The sequence below is a fragment of the Caballeronia sordidicola genome (assembly GCF_001544455.2).
GTDB lineage: Bacteria > Pseudomonadota > Gammaproteobacteria > Burkholderiales > Burkholderiaceae > Caballeronia > Caballeronia sordidicola.
The window spans coordinates 161,114-175,681 of the sequence record NZ_FCOC02000001.1; the positions used below are offsets into that span (position 1 = coordinate 161,114).

Genomic DNA, 14,568 nt, shown 5'->3' on the forward strand with positions numbered 1-14,568 from the left:
TCGCGAGAATCCCCATGTCCGCCTCCGAAACAAACAACTCATCCCCGAAGGTCCGTTACTGGCATTTGTGGACAGACGACGCAGGCGTCAGTCATCAGGTGCGCTGCGAGTTGGATAAGTTCGAGCTGAAGGGCGTTGGCAATGCCGCACCGCAATGGAACGACAAACAGGATCGCTCGGATGCGACCGTCGTCATTACAGTGCAGCCCGTGGGCTGGATCGGCGAATGGCACGAGAACCCGGCGCCGCAATGGATCGTTCCCCTCTCCGGCCGGTGGTGGGTCGAGTCCATGGACGGTGCGCGCATCGAAATGGGTCCGGGCGATCTCTCGCTGGGCGAAGACCAAGGCAGCATCGCCAGTGCCGACGGCCGCAGGGGTCATCGTTCGGGCACGATCGGCAACGAGCCGGCGGTGCTCATGACGGTTCAGTTGCACGTCGATCCGGTCCATCGGCCGGGACACTTCCGGTAGCGGCGGACTCATGACCACGCATTCGAATGTGGTGATCATCGACCCACGCTTCAAGGCGATGGTCCTTCCAAACGCACCGCTTGAGTTGCTCGGCGACGGGTTCCGCTGGCTCGAAGGGCCAGTGTGGTTCGCCGATCTGGATTGCCTCCTGTTCAGTGACCTGCCCAACGACCGGATCATGCGCTGGACGCAAAGCGGCGGCGTCAGCGTCTTCCGGCAGCCGTCGGACTTCGCCAACGGGCATACACGCGATCGCCAGGGACGGCTGATCGGATGTTCCCACCGTGGGCGATGCATTACCCGCACCGAACTGGACGGGCGCCTCGTCGTGCTGGCGGACCGATACGAGGGCAAGCGCCTCAATTCACCCAACGATGTGATCGTGAAAAGTGACGGCACGATCTGGTTCTCGGATCCGCCTTATGGCATCCAGACGGACTATGAAGGCGGCAAGCAGGAATCTGAACGTCCCGCGTGCGTGTACAGGCTGATACCTGATACGGGAGAAATCCGTGTGATTTCGGACCAGTTCGAAGGGCCCAACGGGCTGTGCTTTTCACCGGACGAGACCCGCCTTTACGTCTGCGAGAGCGGTCTCCAATTTGATGTAACTCCGGTCCAGCACATTGCCGTGATGAACGTCAACGCGGCGGCTATTTCCTGTTCCGAACCGAACTTATTTCACAAAATCGATCCCGGCTTCGCGGACGGCATTCGCTGCGATGAAGACGGCAATATATGGTCGAGCGCAGCGGATGGCGTGCACTGCCTTTCGCCATCCGGTGAATTGCTCGGAAAAATTCTCGTGCCGGTTACAGTTTCGAACTTGACCTTTGGCGGGCGAAATCGCAGCCGCCTGTTTATTTGCGCCTCGCAATCTTTGTTTGCCATTTATACCAATCAGCGCGGCGCGCAACGTCCATGAAACTCGCGGCTATCACCAAGATCATCCGCATCAGCCGTAACGTCGTGGACCTCGACCGGAGCATAGCGTTCTATCAGGACCGGCTCGGCTTCCAAGTCTGCGGTCCAGCGTTCATCATGGAACCAGCGCTCGCGGCTGAACTTGGATTCGGCGCGCGTTATATCAACGTGCAACGCTTGCAACTCGGCGAGGAAGAACTCGAGCTTGTCGAGGCCGGGCCGAACGTACGTCCCTACCCGTCGCCAAGCACATCGGCGGACCTGGTGTTTCAACATCTAGCAGTACGTTGTTTGGATATCGACGCCTCGTTCAAGCGGCTTTATCGTAAAGACAGCGACTCCGTGTTGCCGACGGCAATTTCACGCAATCCGAGTTACGATCCGACGCCGATTCGTCTGCCCGTTAGCAGCGGCGGCGTCACGGCCTTCAAGTTTCGCGACCCGGATGGCCATCCGCTCGAATTGCTGCAGCCTGCCCGGCACAAAGGCGCCCGATCAACTGTGTGCGCTGGGATCGACCATACCGCCATTTCCATATCCAGCACCGCGTCGAGCATCGCCTTCTACGAGGACTTGCTAGGGCTAACCGTGAGTGCATATGAAACCAATTCTGGGAGCGAGCAGGGATCGCTGGATGCGCTTGAGAGCCCGATAGTCGATGTCGTTGCTCTCCAGACCAAGTCTCAATTGTCACCTCATCTTGAATTGCTTTCCTACCGTCGCCCCATCGCGTCGGCATATCACGCACGAGCCGAACCCGCCGACATCGTTGGCGACAGAATCGTCATCCGTTGCAGCGATGTGCGCAGTCTCGCGACGGAACTTGGCATCGCGTCGCGAATCGTCCGATCGGCGTCCGGGAGACCAGCCCTTCTGTTTCGAGATCCCAATGATCATCTCCTTTGGGCTATCGAATAGCTCGTTTGTTTTAAGGTGCAGATACTGCGGATACGACAACGATTCGTCATCAGGCGGAGAAGACCGTGACGCCTCAGGGAACGCTACCTGCGCCTTCGGCCTCTGTCCCCAGGCACAGCCAGAACGCGTCCACGCTAAGCAATCGCGAGAGGCGCCGGTACGCTATGCGCCCCGGAGCGATAATGCCGGCATGCCAGTAAGACACGTCATGCGTCGCCACACCGATCTGCCTGGCGGCCTGCCCGGACGAGATATTGTTTCGCTTTAGACAGTGATCCAATCGGGCCGCGAATGCACGACATCCGGCAGCTGCGCCAAACTATCCTCAAAACGCAAACATGCGCTGACATGTAAGGCCATTTATGTCCCCTCCCGTGCACTAACGCATTGCGCCGCAGTCTCTACCACTGTCAAGTAGAATACCTACTCGCGCCCCGATACGTACAACCTTAATCGCTAAACCTTAACTCGCCCTTAATCTCACGGTTCGAGAACCCAAGGTTAGAGCACTGCCATCCAGCGGATAGCCATTTCGCAAGCAGATAACGCTCAATAAAACCTATGCGAACAATTGAACACTGCTCACTCCTGCGCGTAGTAGCCAGGAACACGGTCGTTCCTCGGAAATATACCTTCTGCTACGTGTGAAGCGATATATAAAGAAGGTCAAAATCCTAGGGAAGTCACCGGGTTGCAGGAATAAATATTGCCAGCACGACCATACACTTTGGCTAATTCCGGATCACTAACAGTATCGCTATCAGACCGAAAGCTTAGGATTATCCAGATCCATCGCGACGATGTCGATGCAAACCATTGGGCGCAGCGTGGTGCCGCTCGGCCCTCAAAAATCTGCCACAGCGTACTCAAAACGAACCCAAGCGCGTGACCGATAGCCGTGACGATTTTCCCGACTGGCCGCAAGTTCGAAGCAACATTGTCGGACGAAAACAACTCGGTCCAGCACAAATCGCATGACGCCCCACCTACTGGTACGCTGATATGGCCACCCACTGCGAACTCGGTCGCGATAAGACGCAAGTTCGCTAGAGTCTCGCTCGCGCAAGATCTGCTAGCAATCTCCTCTGACTTATTCGGGATCCACCTGGAAGTCTGGGAGACGCGGGATCTCGGGTTCCGGTTTAGCGCTGCGGTAACGCTCCGATAAAGCCTCGTATAACGCGGGCGCGAACAGCTTTGACACTTGACTTGATATTAGTGCGGTCGCCATCAGAGAGATCACCAGCGAGTGACCGTTGATCATCTCGATCACGATCACAAATGCGGTAATCGGGCTTTGCGTCACTGCGGCAAGATATCCGACCATACCAAGCGCAATTAACATCGGGAGTTGCATTTGGCCAAACATCAGGTGTAGTGCGTTGCCAATGCCAGCACCGATGGCCAGTGACGGTGCAAACAGCCCGCCCGGCGCTCCCGGCAAGTATGATCCGACCATCGACACCATCTTCAATAGCGGATAGGTGACCCCAAGCTGTGCACGCCCCTCGAGCATCGCGCGGGCTTCAGCATAGCCACTGCCGAAAGTATGCCCACCTGCCGCGACGCCGATCACCGCGATGAGCACGCCGCAAACGGCGCCGAACGCAACTGGCTGCCGGCCACGCCAAGCGGTAAGGTATGCTGGCATCCAGCGCCGGGTATTTAACAGCAGCCAACAGAACAGTCCGCCTGCAACGCCCGACACCACGCCGATCAGCAGAACCGCAACTGCAAGCAGATCTGGAAAGTGGCCGTTGATGTTGATCGTTCCGAAGTACGTATAGTTACCCTGCAATCCCAAGGAAACCACGCCTGCGAAGATGATTGCGGTAATCAGCACGCCGCTCGTGCGCTGTTCGAAGCTTCGGGTCAACTCTTCGATCGCGAAGACGACTCCCGCAAGCGGTGCATTGAACGCTGCCGACAACCCCGCGGCGGCGCCTGCAAGCGCAAGCCTTCGTTCCAGCTCGATGCCACGTATGGACCGAAACCGTTGCGGGTAGAAGCGACGCAGGTTGAACATGAGCGCCGCGCCCACATGGATCGTCGGCCCCTCCCGGCCGATCGTGAATCCGCCCAAGATTGAGAGGAACGATACGGCAATCTTTCCAACTAAAACTCTAATACTCAGTAACTGAGCGGCGAGGGCACCATCGCCGTGAAGCGTCGCAATGACTTGAGGAATCCCGCTGCCCTCCGCCCCCGGGAAGTAACGTCTGGTAATCCAAACGCTCGCCGCGCCAATGACGGGCGTAACCGGAAGCGGGAGCCACCAATATCGCGTCTCACACCTTAGGAAGACGTTATAGCCGACGTCGATCAACTGGGCGTATAGAACAGCGATAAGGCCGGTCGCGATCGCCCCTAGCCAGAATACGCCATAGTGAAGCCACAGCCGACGCCCGCGCTGTAATGCACGTTTATCAATAAACTTTGGTATGGGCATGACACCGCCATGACGGCATGACTATATGATATTGCGCATATCATGCCATATCTTCCGGCATGCGGTTCGGTCTGCTCGGTGATGCCACAACAAAAGCGGGAGGATGTCACTGCTTCTTTGTTGGACGAAATATCCAGCCGAAGGAGTCGATCTCCGACTTGTGCAGCGTCGCCAATTTCAACAAACAGCGCTCGCCCTTCGTCGTGAGATGCACCTGAACCTGACGACGGTCCAGGCCGTCGGGAACACGAACGACCAGGCCTGCGGCTTCGCAGCGCGAGACGAGTGCGGCGGTACCGTTCGGTGCGGCCTGCAGGCGTTCGGCAAGCTCGCCGACACTGGCCCATTGCCGGCCGGAAAACCCTCTGACATGTAGGAGCAGTTGATATTGCAGCGTAGTCACACCTTCTGCGCGAGTGATCTCCTCCGAGAACCGCAGAAATTGCCGTAGTTGGTAACGGAACTCGGACATCGCCTCCAGATCCTGTTTACCCGGCGGCGCGGCGAGTAGACCTCTGCAGGAACTCATTCAGTCTCCAGATATTGGAAAAATACGGATTGAAAATATGGCATCTTGTGCCTAAACTGGCATCAGGTTGCAGATCGAGGTTTTGGCTCGTGCGTGAAACAAGCAGCGAATCCTCCAGCTGCTCAATGTGGCCGTGTTACCACCTAGAAGAAGATTCTAATGCGTTCGACGCGTGGGGACCAACGTCGACGTTTCGCTTTTTTTCTAATGCCGGTTGCTACGGTGTATCCGCGCTAGGGAGCGGTAAATGAATCTCTGCTGCGCCTGCTTGCTACTCACGGTGTCGACGGCACTTGTGCCGATTCCAGCCATCGCAAAAACTCCAGGCGGACTACATATTGCAATGTTGGAGATTGATGGCCGTGAACTCAATCTTGAGCATCCCACATTCAACGTGCGTCACCGCGAAGATGCGGTGTTGAATCGAGGTGAATACGGGCTGGCCCCGATAATCTATGGTCCTTCATATTTCACCGGGCTACCGCGTTTCGACCATCAGAACGTACGGGAGCACCATCGATTGCAGGGAAACGGTGTTGGTATTCGTTGGGACAGCAGGTCACGGTAGCCAGTAGCGATCTGCTCGCCGGGACGCAGGGCGACATTGAAACGATGACTGTCTAAAGATTTGAGGGGATTCCGGCGACGCGCTACAAGGGACCTTAAACGATGCTGGCATGGCCGGGATTCAACCTGATCCTCTCAAGCATTGAGTGCATGCGCATAAGGGCGACGCGCGCCCGGGTACGGACAAGTTGGTCAGTTACTGGCGGGATGAACATACTGTCTTGCCAAAAGCATCGCCGAAGGCGGATCTTGACTTTCGTTGACCATCCGCAACGGAAGGTCAGACCTCCAAGGCGAGACCGAACAATGTCAACTCGCGGCTCACTGATACCCAAGGATTAATACCATGCATCTTTTGCTAGTTAGTGTGAACGTCAATCGCAATGCACATCCGAATACCGTATTCGCTGTGCTGCAGAATGGAGCTGGAGAATCGGTCACCGTTCAGATTCGCTTCGATCCGAGCACCAATGTTGACAATCTAACGCTTCGCGAAATCACGGCACGCGCCCGCGAAGAGATGAGGAAGCTCGAACTCGGTTAGATTCTACGATCATTCATTTCATCCAAAAGCCGGCGAGACAACTGAGTATCCAACCATTTATGCCGACGTTGTATGAGGCATTGTCGGAGCGGTACGCCAGCAGGAGCGCTGCCCCCCAGAGCCCGGCGCAACGCGAGCAACAGATGACTGATCTGGACTTCGACAATCTGGTGAAACAGGCTTTAGCGGCAGACGTGGAAATCGCAAGATATGAGACACACCTCCGCGCGCTATGGGCCGAGACCATGTGAGAACTCAGTTTTTGGCGTTGAACGGCCGCCTGTCCATCTCAGACTGGGAGCCCGGGGGGGCGGGATCACAATGGCATCCACTCCGATCCGATTTGCAGAGATGCGCTCGCAGCTCGAAGCGGCGCGTGCGGGCATGGGCATCTCCCTTCTCCCCTGCTTTTTGGGAGATGCCGATCCGATGCTCGTACGCGTTCCCGGAAGCCCGGTCTCGCACATTGGCGATGTCTGGCTCCTGACCCATGGCGACACACGGAGAACGAAAGTAAGCGCGCAGAAATGGACATCTGGAAGTCTTTGATCTGAGCGTGCAGGCTATGTCCAGGGCCTGCCTGGATCGTTGTCACTCGGCCCTCGTGTATCGCAACATCGGCAGCTACTCCCCGACGGAATTAGAAGACTTTGAAGCTCCTGTATCGCACTTGCCAGAGCATCAGGCCGCCGCCCTGCGCAACAATTTTCGCGCCTTTCGCAAGCGGCGCATGCGCAAGTGCAAGCCCGATGCCGCTTGAGCCGGCCGTGCTCAGGAAATGTTTGCCTTCGACCTTCATGGTTGCACCCCTTCCATCCTGTCCTGCGTCGCGGTCTCGAAATCTCGCGCGTCATGGCGCTCCCGAAGCTGCCCGAACAACTCGCCGCTCGTCCTGTTGACCATGCGGCCGCGCCTCACGGCCGGCCGCGCGAGGAGCATGTCGGCCCAGCGTTGAACGTTCGTGTAGTCTTGCACGGACAGGAATTCCGCCGCGCCGTATTGCCAGCCTTTAACCAGGCCGCCATACCAGGGAAACACCGCCATGTCGGCAATGGTGTAATCGTCACCGGCGAGATACTCGTTGGCGGCGAGGCGTCGGTCGAGCACGTCAAGCTGGCGCTTCACCTCCATCGCGAAACGGTCGATCGCGTATTCGATCTTCGTGGGCGCGTAAGCGTAGAAGTGGCCGAAACCACCGCCCAGGTATGGCGCGCTGCCCATCTGCCAGAACAGCCAGTTCAGCGTTTCGGTGCGGGTCTCGACGTCTTCCGGAAGAAACGCTTCGAACTTCTCAGCCAGATACAGCAGGATCGAGCCCGATTCGAACACGCGGACCGGCTTCGGCCCGCTGCGGTCCAGCAGCGCGGGAATCGTCGAGTTCGGATTGATGTCCACGAAGCCGCTGCCGAACTGCTCGCCCTCGCCTATCCGGATCAGCCACGCGTCATACTCGGCGCCGGCAAATCCGGCCGCGAGCAGTTCCTCCAGCATGATCGTGACCTTCACGCCATTGGGTGTGCCCAGCGAATAGAGCTGCAGCGGATGGCGACCGACCGGCAGCACTTTCTCATGTGTCGGCCCGGCGACCGGCCGGTTGATGTTCGCGAAGGTGCCGCCGCTAGGCTTGTTCCGGGTCCAGACTTTCGGGGGAATGCAGTCGCGGGAATCTGCCATGCTGTTCTCCATCGCTGCTCAGCGTCGGCTCAGGCCGCCGGAGGAAAGTTGGACGGGAAGAGCGCGCGCCGCGTCTCCTCGTCGTTGACCCTCTTGAATGCGTGATCCTTGCCGACTGCTCTGGCGCGGGCCACCGCAGGACGTGCATCGACCGTTTCGAACAGACGCCTGAGATTCGGAAACGCTGCCAGCGGATCGTCAGCACCTTTAAGCACGCGCGAGGCGCGATCGAGCCATCCCCAGGCCGAAATATCCGCGATCGAATACGTTTCACCGACGATATACGTCTGCCCTTCCAGATGGTCGTTCAGAACCTGGTAGTGGCGCTCTGCCTCTCGCCGATAGCGGTTCACCGCATAGTCGAGTCCCTCGGGCGCGGCGAACTGGAAGTGCACGGCCTGGCCTGAGAATGGGCCGAGACCGGAGGCGAGGAAAAGGAGCCACGAAAGCAGCTCAGGCTTGTCCTGAGGGGAACCGAGCAGCTTGCCGGTCTTTTCCGCCAGATAGAGGAGGATCGCAGTGGAGTCGAAGACACGCGCTTCCTTGCCGCCCGGTCCTTCCGTATCGACGATGGCGGGCACCTTGCCGTTGGGGTTGATCGCGCGGAATTGCGGGGTGTGCTGTTCGCCCTTGCTCGTATCGACGGGGATCGCCTCAAAGGGCAGGCCCGTCTCCTCCAGAAACAGAGCGATCTTGGCCGGGTTCGGCGTCGGGTGGAAATAAAAACGGATCATGGCGATATCCTCAGGTTTGTGGACGGGTGGATGCACGGCGGGTTGACGATCGGCCTGCGGGCGCGGGCCTGGAAGCGAGCAGCGCACCGAGAATGGGTATGGCGAGGATCGAGGCGACAGCAGGAAGCAGCGCAATGACAGCGGTCGCAGCCGAAGAACCGAGCAGCGAGACGGCGCGGTTATAGGTGATCAACGCGACGCCGCTCATCAGCACGCCCTGATAGAGCGCCTGCAGGGCGATCTCCCCTGCCGAGGCAACGCTAAACCTGCCGAGCCCGAGAAACAGATAGGCCGGAAGATAGAGTGCCGTCGACCAGATGCAGATCAGCGCAGCCGACTGGATAGGTGTCAGCCCGCTGCGGCGAAACAGCAGCGTATAGATGGCCCACATGGCGGCAGCCGCGCCCAGCGCGGCAATGCCCCAGGGGTCTGGTGCACCGTGGGCTGCCGCGCCAGCACCCGCTTGGCAGACAAGGCCAGTGACGATCGTCGCGTAGCCGAGCCAGCGTAACCTGCCCTGCCGCTCCCGCAGGAAACCCCACACGAACACGCCGGCGAAAACCGGCATCAACGTCGGTGCTACGGATGCGGCCTGAGCCGCCGAAGTCAGCTTCAGCCCGAGCGCGACGAGCAGCACGAAAGGCACGCCCCAGAGCACTGCAAATATCAGTCCTTCGCCCCAGGCAGCGGCAGGCAGGCGCGAACCCCGGCGCACGACGGCAGGGGTAAGAAGAATCGCGCCGATACCGAACCGGAGCGCGGCAATGTCCCAGATACGAAGCTCGCGGGTTACACCGAACCGCGTCACGACGAACCAGCCGAGAAGATCATGACCGTGAGCGCTGCCCAGGCGAACCCCACCGGGCGTACGCGCGGGGTGCCTTGCTGCGCCCGCTTGGAATCAACGGTGGCCGTGACCGATACCTTGCCGCTTGCCATCGGTCAGACCGGCCGAAGCGATGTCAGGGCAGCGAGGATCGCATCCGGTTCAAGCCGCTTCCGGTAATCGACCTTGATACTGGCAAGCGCAATATGTCCATCGGAAGCAATCACGTCCGTGGCGGGAACCGGCAGCTCCCAGCTGCCATCGCCGTTGATCGTGGGTAATGCCTTGTTGTTCGAGCGAAGTGCCTCGCGAAGGTCGTCGGGCAGCGCATACACGAGCCCGAAGCGGCGCGCAACGGAATTGCCGGCATCGCTCAGCGCGTCGAAGGTTAGTGCGTTTGTCTCCGCAGTGGTGAGCGAACCGTCGGGAAGCTGCGGCGAGACGGCAACCAGCCTGGCACCCAGCGCACCGATCTCAGGAAGGATTGTCTGGTAGGCGCGCAACTGGATATTGCAGTAGGGGCACCATCCGCCACGGTAAAACGTCAAGACGACGGGACCGTACTGCAACAGCTCAGGCAGCGAGACCGGATTGCCTCGTACATCCGGCAATGAGAAGTCCGGTGCCTCGTCCCCGGTTCCCACCGCTTTCTCCAGCGCAAAACCTGCACGCAGCGCCTCGATCCTCGCCTCATAGAGCGCGTCACGCCCCGACGGCGCCGTGCGCGCAAACTCGGCCCTGAACGTGTCCAGTTGCTCCTGTAGTCCCATGCTTCCCTCCTCTTTCGCCCAGACTTTTCACGAACCTGATATGTCGGTGGTTGAACTCGCGTCACGCCTTTCTGTTTTAGAACATTCATTCTATAATCGCTGATTACAGCGAAACTGGCAAGTGCGTTGCCCGACGACCGGACAGGTGAAAGAGAATGGCAAGACCCAGGGAGTTTGACGAAGCGGCGGTGCTGGACGCGGCGGCCCAGTGCTTCTGGAGGTTCGGCTATGAGGCAACGTCGGTGAAAGATCTCACCGAAAAAACGGGCCTCACTGCAGCCAGCCTTTACAACGCGTACGGGGACAAGCGCGGCCTGTTCCGGGCATCGCTCGATCGCTACGTGAGCGAAAGCATAGGGAACCGCCTGCGCCGCTGCGAAGCGCTCCCTCCCTTCGAGGCAATTCAGGCATTTTTCGATGAAATCCTGCGCCGCTCACTGAATGACCGTCAGCACAAGGGCTGCATGCTCGTGAACTCGGCCCTGGAGATGGCGCCCCACGACGCTGAATTCCAGCAGATCATTGCGAGCGTTCTTTCCAGTATCGAGAGTTTCTTTCTCGGATGTATCAGAACCGGTCAGGCAGACGGAACCATCGCGCAGTCACTGCCGGCCGAAGTTCTCGCTCGGCATCTCGTTGGTGTTCTGATGGGTGTCCGTGTCCTCGCCCGCGTTCGTGCGGAAAAGGCGCTACTCGAAGGGGTGGTCGCGCCAGCACTTGCCCAGCTTGCGCCGTTGCGCGACGATCCCGTCTGATGACTGACGGTGAGCGTCTCCGATTAGCACGATCAAAAAACATCGTCAGCGATCGGCGATTCGCTGTTCAATGGTCTGTCTCGTCAGGAAACATGCCGCTCCAGGCGCGTTGGACCTTCGCACCTTCGGCGGATACCGTCCGTAGAGGCATGCGTTTCGTTCACACTACAGGCCTCCCGGAAGCCTTATTTCTACTGCGAGACTTCCTAGACCGGATAGTTCGACTCAGCGAGCTCGGTCTCTTGTTTGCACGCGTCTTGCGACTGCCCGCCTCTGGTCCGGCGGCCATTCCATACGGTAATGGCTGTTATTGCCGCTGGCGATCTTCTCCAAAGGCGCACAGCGGCCGATCATCTGCTCACCGCAACTCAACTTCTTGACCGCGATGAGCACCTTCCCGAAACACACAATTGACGACGCGCCCGAAGCGTCCAAAGCCCTTCTTGAAGGCACGAAAAAGGCGTTCGGCTTCGTGCCGAACCTGCAGTCGTACATGGCTGAAGCGCCGGAGCTACTGGCCGGCTACTCGGCGCTTTGGGACCTGTTTTCAAAAAGCACGCTGACGCCGCACGAACAGCAGGTCGTCTATCTCACCTCGAACTTCGAGAACGACTGCCATTACTGCATGGCGGGCCACAGCACGCTCGCGAAGATGATCCACATGGACGAAGGCGTGATTGCCGCACTGCGCGCCGGCACGCCGCTGCCGGATGAAAAACTTGAAGCGCTGCATCGCTTCACGACGCTCGTTGTCCGCGAGCGCGGATTCGTGCCGGACGCGGACGTCGATGCGTTCCTCGCCGCCGGCTACACGCGACGCAACGTGCTTGAAGTAATTTTGGGCGTCGCGACCAAGGTCATGAGCAACTACACGACACATCGTGCACACACCGTATGACGCGTTCATGCACGGCAACGAGTGGACGAAGCCACAGACTGTTTCGGCATAACGGCATCGAACGACGGAGAACCATCATGTCCCTGCAACAAAAACTCGATGCATTCAAGGCCGACTTCAAGGGCGGCAAGCCGCCGTACAACGCGCCGCCAGAAATCCATCCGGTCATGGAGCGCGCCACGGCCGAGCTGATCGCGAGCGGCCAGGCGGCCCGCGCGATCAAGGCCGGCGATCGCGCGCCGCCGTTCAGCCTGAACGATCAGAACGGCCATCCGGTATCGTCCGCAGACCTGCTCGCGCAAGGACCGCTCGTCATCACGTTTTATCGCGGCGTGTGGTGTCCGTACTGCAACATCGAATTGCAGGCGCTGAACGAGGTGTTGCCGCAGATCCGGGCGCTGGGCGCGAACGCCGTCGCGATCTCGCCGCAGACGCCGGTCAACAGCCGCAAGTCGGTGCGCGACAACCGCCTCGACTTTCCGCTATTGAGCGACGAACAGGGTAAAACCGGCGCGGCGTTCGGCCTGCGCTTCGCGCTGCCCGATTATCTGGTCGCGCTCTACCAGAAGCTGAAGAACGACCTGCCCGCGTTCAACAACGACCCGTCGTGGACGCTGCCGATGCCGGCACGCTACGTGATCGGACAGGACGGTATCGTGCTGTACTCGGAGATCAACCCGGACTACACGCACCGCCCCGAGCCGGCCGACCTGATCCCGGTGATTGAAAAAGCCGCAGGCCGCGCCTGACGCCCCCTTCCTTGCACCGCCCGAAGTGACACACCGGGCGGTGATTTTCTTTTGAGATTCCACAGATGACTCAACCCACCCAGCGTACCTTCCTGATCACCGGCGCGACCAAAGGCATTGGCCTCGCACTCGGCAAGCGGCTCGCGAGCGCCGGTCACCGGGTCGTCGGTCTCGCACGCAGCGAAGCCGACTTCCCCGGCGAACTCGTGACCGTCGATCTCGGCGACCGCGCGGCAACAGATGCCGTATTGCAGGATCTGACGCGCCGTTTCGCCTTCGACGGCGTCGTGAACAACGTCGGTCTCGTGAAGCCGCAGCGCATCGGCCATGTCGATCTCGGTTCGCTGGACGACGTGCTCGCGGTCAATCTGCATCCGGCTGTGCAGACCGTGCAGGCGTTGCTGCCCGGCATGCGTTCGCGCAGTTGGGGCCGCGTCGTCAACATCTCGAGCCTGACGATTCTCGGCATGACCGAGCGCACTGCTTATGCCGCAGCGAAGGCGGCGCTCGTCAGCTTCGCGCGCTCGTGGGCGCTGGAACTCGCGGATACCGGCATCACGGTCAACGCCGTGGCCCCGGGACCGACCGAGACCGAACTGTTCCGCGCGAACAACCGTCCCGGCAGCGAAGGCGAACGGCGCTACTTGTCCGTCGTGCCGATGGGCCGCTTCGGCAAGCCCGACGAAATCGCCGCGACCATCGCGTTCTTGCTGTCGGACGATGCAGCCTTCATGACCGGCCAAACGCTCTACGTGGACGGGGGCGCATCAATCGGCAAGCTGGGCTTCTGAAGCCGGCCCCGGCGCCGCGGCGACCGCCGTGGCGCCCCCCAATACTTCCTCGACGAAGGCAACGAACGCGCGCGCCTTCGACGTCGGCATGCGGCCGGCCGGAAAGACCGCCCACAGATCGACGGGCGGCAAGGTCCAGTCCGTGAGCACGGCTCGTACTGTGCCGTCGGCGAGTTCCGGCGAGAACATCCATTCCGAGGCAATGGCCAGACCCAGGTGGCCGAGCACGGCTGTGCGCATACCTTCGGCAGCGCTCACGCGCACACGACCGGACACCACGACGGCGACTTCGGTGCTGTTCTGGCTGAACGCCCACGATTCCCCGCCGCCGCGCAGCGAGTAGACGATCGCCTGATGACGGCTCAGTTCGGCCGGCGTGCCGGGCACGCCCACCTGCGCGAAATAATCCGGCGTACCAACCACGAGACGGCGGCTCTGCGAGATACGGCGTGCAATCATCGATGAATCATCGAGGGAGCCCATTCTCAGCGCGACGTCCACGCCCTCCTCAAGAAGGTCGATCGAGCGGTCGTCGAGGATGACGTCGAGTTCGAGGTTCGGGTGGCGGTCGAGAAAAACCTTGAGCGCGGGCAGCACGTGCAGCCGAGAAAACGTCACTGCAGCGCTGATGCGCAGACGGCCCGACAAACCCGCGGACGATTCATGCACGGCCTGGTCCGCATGGTCTGCCTCCTCGATCGCGCGGCGCGCATGTTCGTAAAAGCGCTGCCCGGCGTCCGTCGGCGTCAGACCACGCGTCGAACGCAGCAGCAGACGCGCGCCCAGATGCTCTTCAAGCTGCGCGACTGATTTCGACACTGCGGGTTGCCCCAGTGCCAGGCGCCGCGCAGCGGCCGAGAACGATCCCGCCTCGACTACCGCGACGAACGTTTCCATTGCTGCCATCCGGTCCATGCAACCCCCTGCTTGGTTATGTTGTTCAACGGGTGGCCTGACGACGCGAAAG

At 60.0% G+C, this 14,568-nt stretch carries 17 protein-coding genes; 9 read left to right on the top strand and 8 right to left on the bottom strand.

The features are described 5' to 3' along the window. Positions 1-14 precede the first annotated feature (14 nt). Genes AWB64_RS00625 through AWB64_RS00635 form a run of 3 tightly spaced genes read left to right on the top strand, consistent with a single transcriptional unit; the run spans position 15 to position 2,315 of the window. Positions 15-473 (top strand): cupin domain-containing protein, encoded by a 459-nt coding sequence (locus AWB64_RS00625; RefSeq protein WP_060816700.1) that lies wholly within the window; start codon positions 15-17, stop codon positions 471-473. Positions 474-483: 10 nt separating this feature from the next. Continuing rightward, positions 484-1,398: an SMP-30/gluconolactonase/LRE family protein gene (locus tag AWB64_RS00630; protein ID WP_060816701.1), complete on the top strand. Its 915-nt coding sequence runs from the start codon at positions 484-486 to the stop codon at positions 1,396-1,398. After that, entirely contained in the window at positions 1,395-2,315 is a 921-nt protein-coding gene (locus AWB64_RS00635) for a VOC family protein (RefSeq protein WP_060816702.1), read from the top strand. Before AWB64_RS00630 ends, AWB64_RS00635 begins: the two co-directional genes overlap by 4 nt. A gap of 1,090 nt (positions 2,316-3,405) precedes the next feature. Here the strand turns inward: AWB64_RS00635 and AWB64_RS00640 are convergent. Together AWB64_RS00640 and AWB64_RS00645 are read right to left on the bottom strand one after the other, a co-directional pair. Continuing rightward, on the bottom strand, positions 3,406-4,764 hold the full coding sequence (locus tag AWB64_RS00640) for a chloride channel protein (RefSeq protein WP_060816703.1): 1,359 nt from the start codon (positions 4,762-4,764) through the stop codon (positions 3,406-3,408). Between the two features lie 106 nt (positions 4,765-4,870). Further along, the gene (locus AWB64_RS00645) at positions 4,871-5,293 is read right to left on the bottom strand and encodes a MarR family winged helix-turn-helix transcriptional regulator (RefSeq protein WP_060816704.1); all 423 of its coding nucleotides are present in this window, start codon (positions 5,291-5,293) and stop codon (positions 4,871-4,873) included. Between the two features lie 247 nt (positions 5,294-5,540). Here AWB64_RS00645 and AWB64_RS31445 point away from each other — a divergent pair, with 247 nt between their 5' ends. Both AWB64_RS31445 and AWB64_RS00650 read left to right on the top strand, forming a co-directional pair. After that, positions 5,541-5,861, top strand: coding sequence for a hypothetical protein (locus tag AWB64_RS31445; protein WP_157766560.1), 321 nt, complete (start codon positions 5,541-5,543; stop codon positions 5,859-5,861). A gap of 345 nt (positions 5,862-6,206) precedes the next feature. Next, the gene (locus AWB64_RS00650; protein ID WP_060816705.1) at positions 6,207-6,404 is read left to right on the top strand and encodes a hypothetical protein; all 198 of its coding nucleotides are present in this window, start codon (positions 6,207-6,209) and stop codon (positions 6,402-6,404) included. A 640-nt stretch (positions 6,405-7,044) separates the two neighbouring features. Here AWB64_RS00650 and AWB64_RS31450 read toward each other — a convergent pair. The 5 genes from AWB64_RS31450 to AWB64_RS00675 form a co-directional block, all read right to left on the bottom strand. Continuing rightward, the gene (locus tag AWB64_RS31450; RefSeq protein ID WP_157766561.1) at positions 7,045-7,203 is read right to left on the bottom strand and encodes a hypothetical protein; all 159 of its coding nucleotides are present in this window, start codon (positions 7,201-7,203) and stop codon (positions 7,045-7,047) included. Next, the gene (yghU, locus tag AWB64_RS00660; RefSeq protein ID WP_060816707.1) at positions 7,200-8,078 is read right to left on the bottom strand and encodes a glutathione-dependent disulfide-bond oxidoreductase; all 879 of its coding nucleotides are present in this window, start codon (positions 8,076-8,078) and stop codon (positions 7,200-7,202) included. Before yghU ends, AWB64_RS31450 begins: the two co-directional genes overlap by 4 nt. Positions 8,079-8,107: 29 nt before the next feature. After that, the gene (locus AWB64_RS00665) at positions 8,108-8,812 is read right to left on the bottom strand and encodes a glutathione S-transferase family protein (protein ID WP_060816708.1); all 705 of its coding nucleotides are present in this window, start codon (positions 8,810-8,812) and stop codon (positions 8,108-8,110) included. A gap of 10 nt (positions 8,813-8,822) precedes the next feature. Further along, positions 8,823-9,620, bottom strand: coding sequence for a DMT family transporter (locus AWB64_RS00670; protein WP_060816709.1), 798 nt, complete (start codon positions 9,618-9,620; stop codon positions 8,823-8,825). 134 nt (positions 9,621-9,754) lie between these two features. Beyond that, the gene (locus AWB64_RS00675; RefSeq protein WP_060816710.1) at positions 9,755-10,408 is read right to left on the bottom strand and encodes a peroxiredoxin-like family protein; all 654 of its coding nucleotides are present in this window, start codon (positions 10,406-10,408) and stop codon (positions 9,755-9,757) included. Positions 10,409-10,563: 155 nt separating this feature from the next. On the opposite strand from AWB64_RS00675, the gene AWB64_RS00680 reads away from it, so the two are divergent. The 4 genes from AWB64_RS00680 to AWB64_RS00695 all read left to right on the top strand — a co-directional run bounded on the left by AWB64_RS00680 (position 10,564) and on the right by AWB64_RS00695 (position 13,601). Beyond that, complete coding sequence (locus tag AWB64_RS00680; RefSeq protein WP_060816711.1) at positions 10,564-11,163, top strand: TetR/AcrR family transcriptional regulator; 600 nt, start codon at positions 10,564-10,566, stop codon at positions 11,161-11,163. Between the two features lie 385 nt (positions 11,164-11,548). Continuing rightward, entirely contained in the window at positions 11,549-12,061 is a 513-nt protein-coding gene (locus AWB64_RS00685) for a carboxymuconolactone decarboxylase family protein (RefSeq protein WP_244163899.1), read from the top strand. A 77-nt stretch (positions 12,062-12,138) separates the two neighbouring features. Beyond that, a complete protein-coding gene (locus AWB64_RS00690; protein ID WP_060816712.1) occupies positions 12,139-12,810 on the top strand; it encodes a peroxiredoxin-like family protein in 672 nt (223 codons plus the stop codon). A gap of 65 nt (positions 12,811-12,875) precedes the next feature. Continuing rightward, entirely contained in the window at positions 12,876-13,601 is a 726-nt protein-coding gene (locus tag AWB64_RS00695; RefSeq protein ID WP_060816713.1) for an SDR family oxidoreductase, read from the top strand. Here the strand turns inward: AWB64_RS00695 and AWB64_RS00700 are convergent. Further along, a complete protein-coding gene (locus tag AWB64_RS00700) occupies positions 13,578-14,516 on the bottom strand; it encodes a LysR family transcriptional regulator (protein WP_060816714.1) in 939 nt (312 codons plus the stop codon). The genes AWB64_RS00695 and AWB64_RS00700 overlap by 24 nt on opposite strands. Positions 14,517-14,568: the final 52 nt, after the last annotated feature.

What these genes read in the sequence shown, in the direction of transcription:
- AWB64_RS00640 (WP_060816703.1), bottom strand. Translation starts at nt 4,764, where the DNA reads ATGCCCATACCAAAGTTTATTGATAAACGTGCATTACAGCGCGGGCGT.
- AWB64_RS00675 (WP_060816710.1), bottom strand. Translation starts at nt 10,408, where the DNA reads ATGGGACTACAGGAGCAACTGGACACGTTCAGGGCCGAGTTTGCGCGC.
- AWB64_RS00680 (WP_060816711.1), top strand. Translation starts at nt 10,564, where the DNA reads ATGGCAAGACCCAGGGAGTTTGACGAAGCGGCGGTGCTGGACGCGGCG.
- AWB64_RS31445 (WP_157766560.1), top strand. Translation starts at nt 5,541, where the DNA reads ATGAATCTCTGCTGCGCCTGCTTGCTACTCACGGTGTCGACGGCACTT.
- AWB64_RS00630 (WP_060816701.1), top strand. Translation starts at nt 484, where the DNA reads ATGACCACGCATTCGAATGTGGTGATCATCGACCCACGCTTCAAGGCG.
- AWB64_RS00625 (WP_060816700.1), top strand. Translation starts at nt 15, where the DNA reads ATGTCCGCCTCCGAAACAAACAACTCATCCCCGAAGGTCCGTTACTGG.
- AWB64_RS00700 (WP_060816714.1), bottom strand. Translation starts at nt 14,516, where the DNA reads ATGGACCGGATGGCAGCAATGGAAACGTTCGTCGCGGTAGTCGAGGCG.
- AWB64_RS00690 (WP_060816712.1), top strand. Translation starts at nt 12,139, where the DNA reads ATGTCCCTGCAACAAAAACTCGATGCATTCAAGGCCGACTTCAAGGGC.
- AWB64_RS00665 (WP_060816708.1), bottom strand. Translation starts at nt 8,812, where the DNA reads ATGATCCGTTTTTATTTCCACCCGACGCCGAACCCGGCCAAGATCGCT.
- AWB64_RS31450 (WP_157766561.1), bottom strand. Translation starts at nt 7,203, where the DNA reads ATGAAGGTCGAAGGCAAACATTTCCTGAGCACGGCCGGCTCAAGCGGC.
- AWB64_RS00650 (WP_060816705.1), top strand. Translation starts at nt 6,207, where the DNA reads ATGCATCTTTTGCTAGTTAGTGTGAACGTCAATCGCAATGCACATCCG.
- AWB64_RS00645 (WP_060816704.1), bottom strand. Translation starts at nt 5,293, where the DNA reads ATGAGTTCCTGCAGAGGTCTACTCGCCGCGCCGCCGGGTAAACAGGAT.
- AWB64_RS00685 (WP_244163899.1), top strand. Translation starts at nt 11,549, where the DNA reads ATGAGCACCTTCCCGAAACACACAATTGACGACGCGCCCGAAGCGTCC.
- yghU (WP_060816707.1), bottom strand. Translation starts at nt 8,078, where the DNA reads ATGGCAGATTCCCGCGACTGCATTCCCCCGAAAGTCTGGACCCGGAAC.
- AWB64_RS00695 (WP_060816713.1), top strand. Translation starts at nt 12,876, where the DNA reads ATGACTCAACCCACCCAGCGTACCTTCCTGATCACCGGCGCGACCAAA.
- AWB64_RS00635 (WP_060816702.1), top strand. Translation starts at nt 1,395, where the DNA reads ATGAAACTCGCGGCTATCACCAAGATCATCCGCATCAGCCGTAACGTC.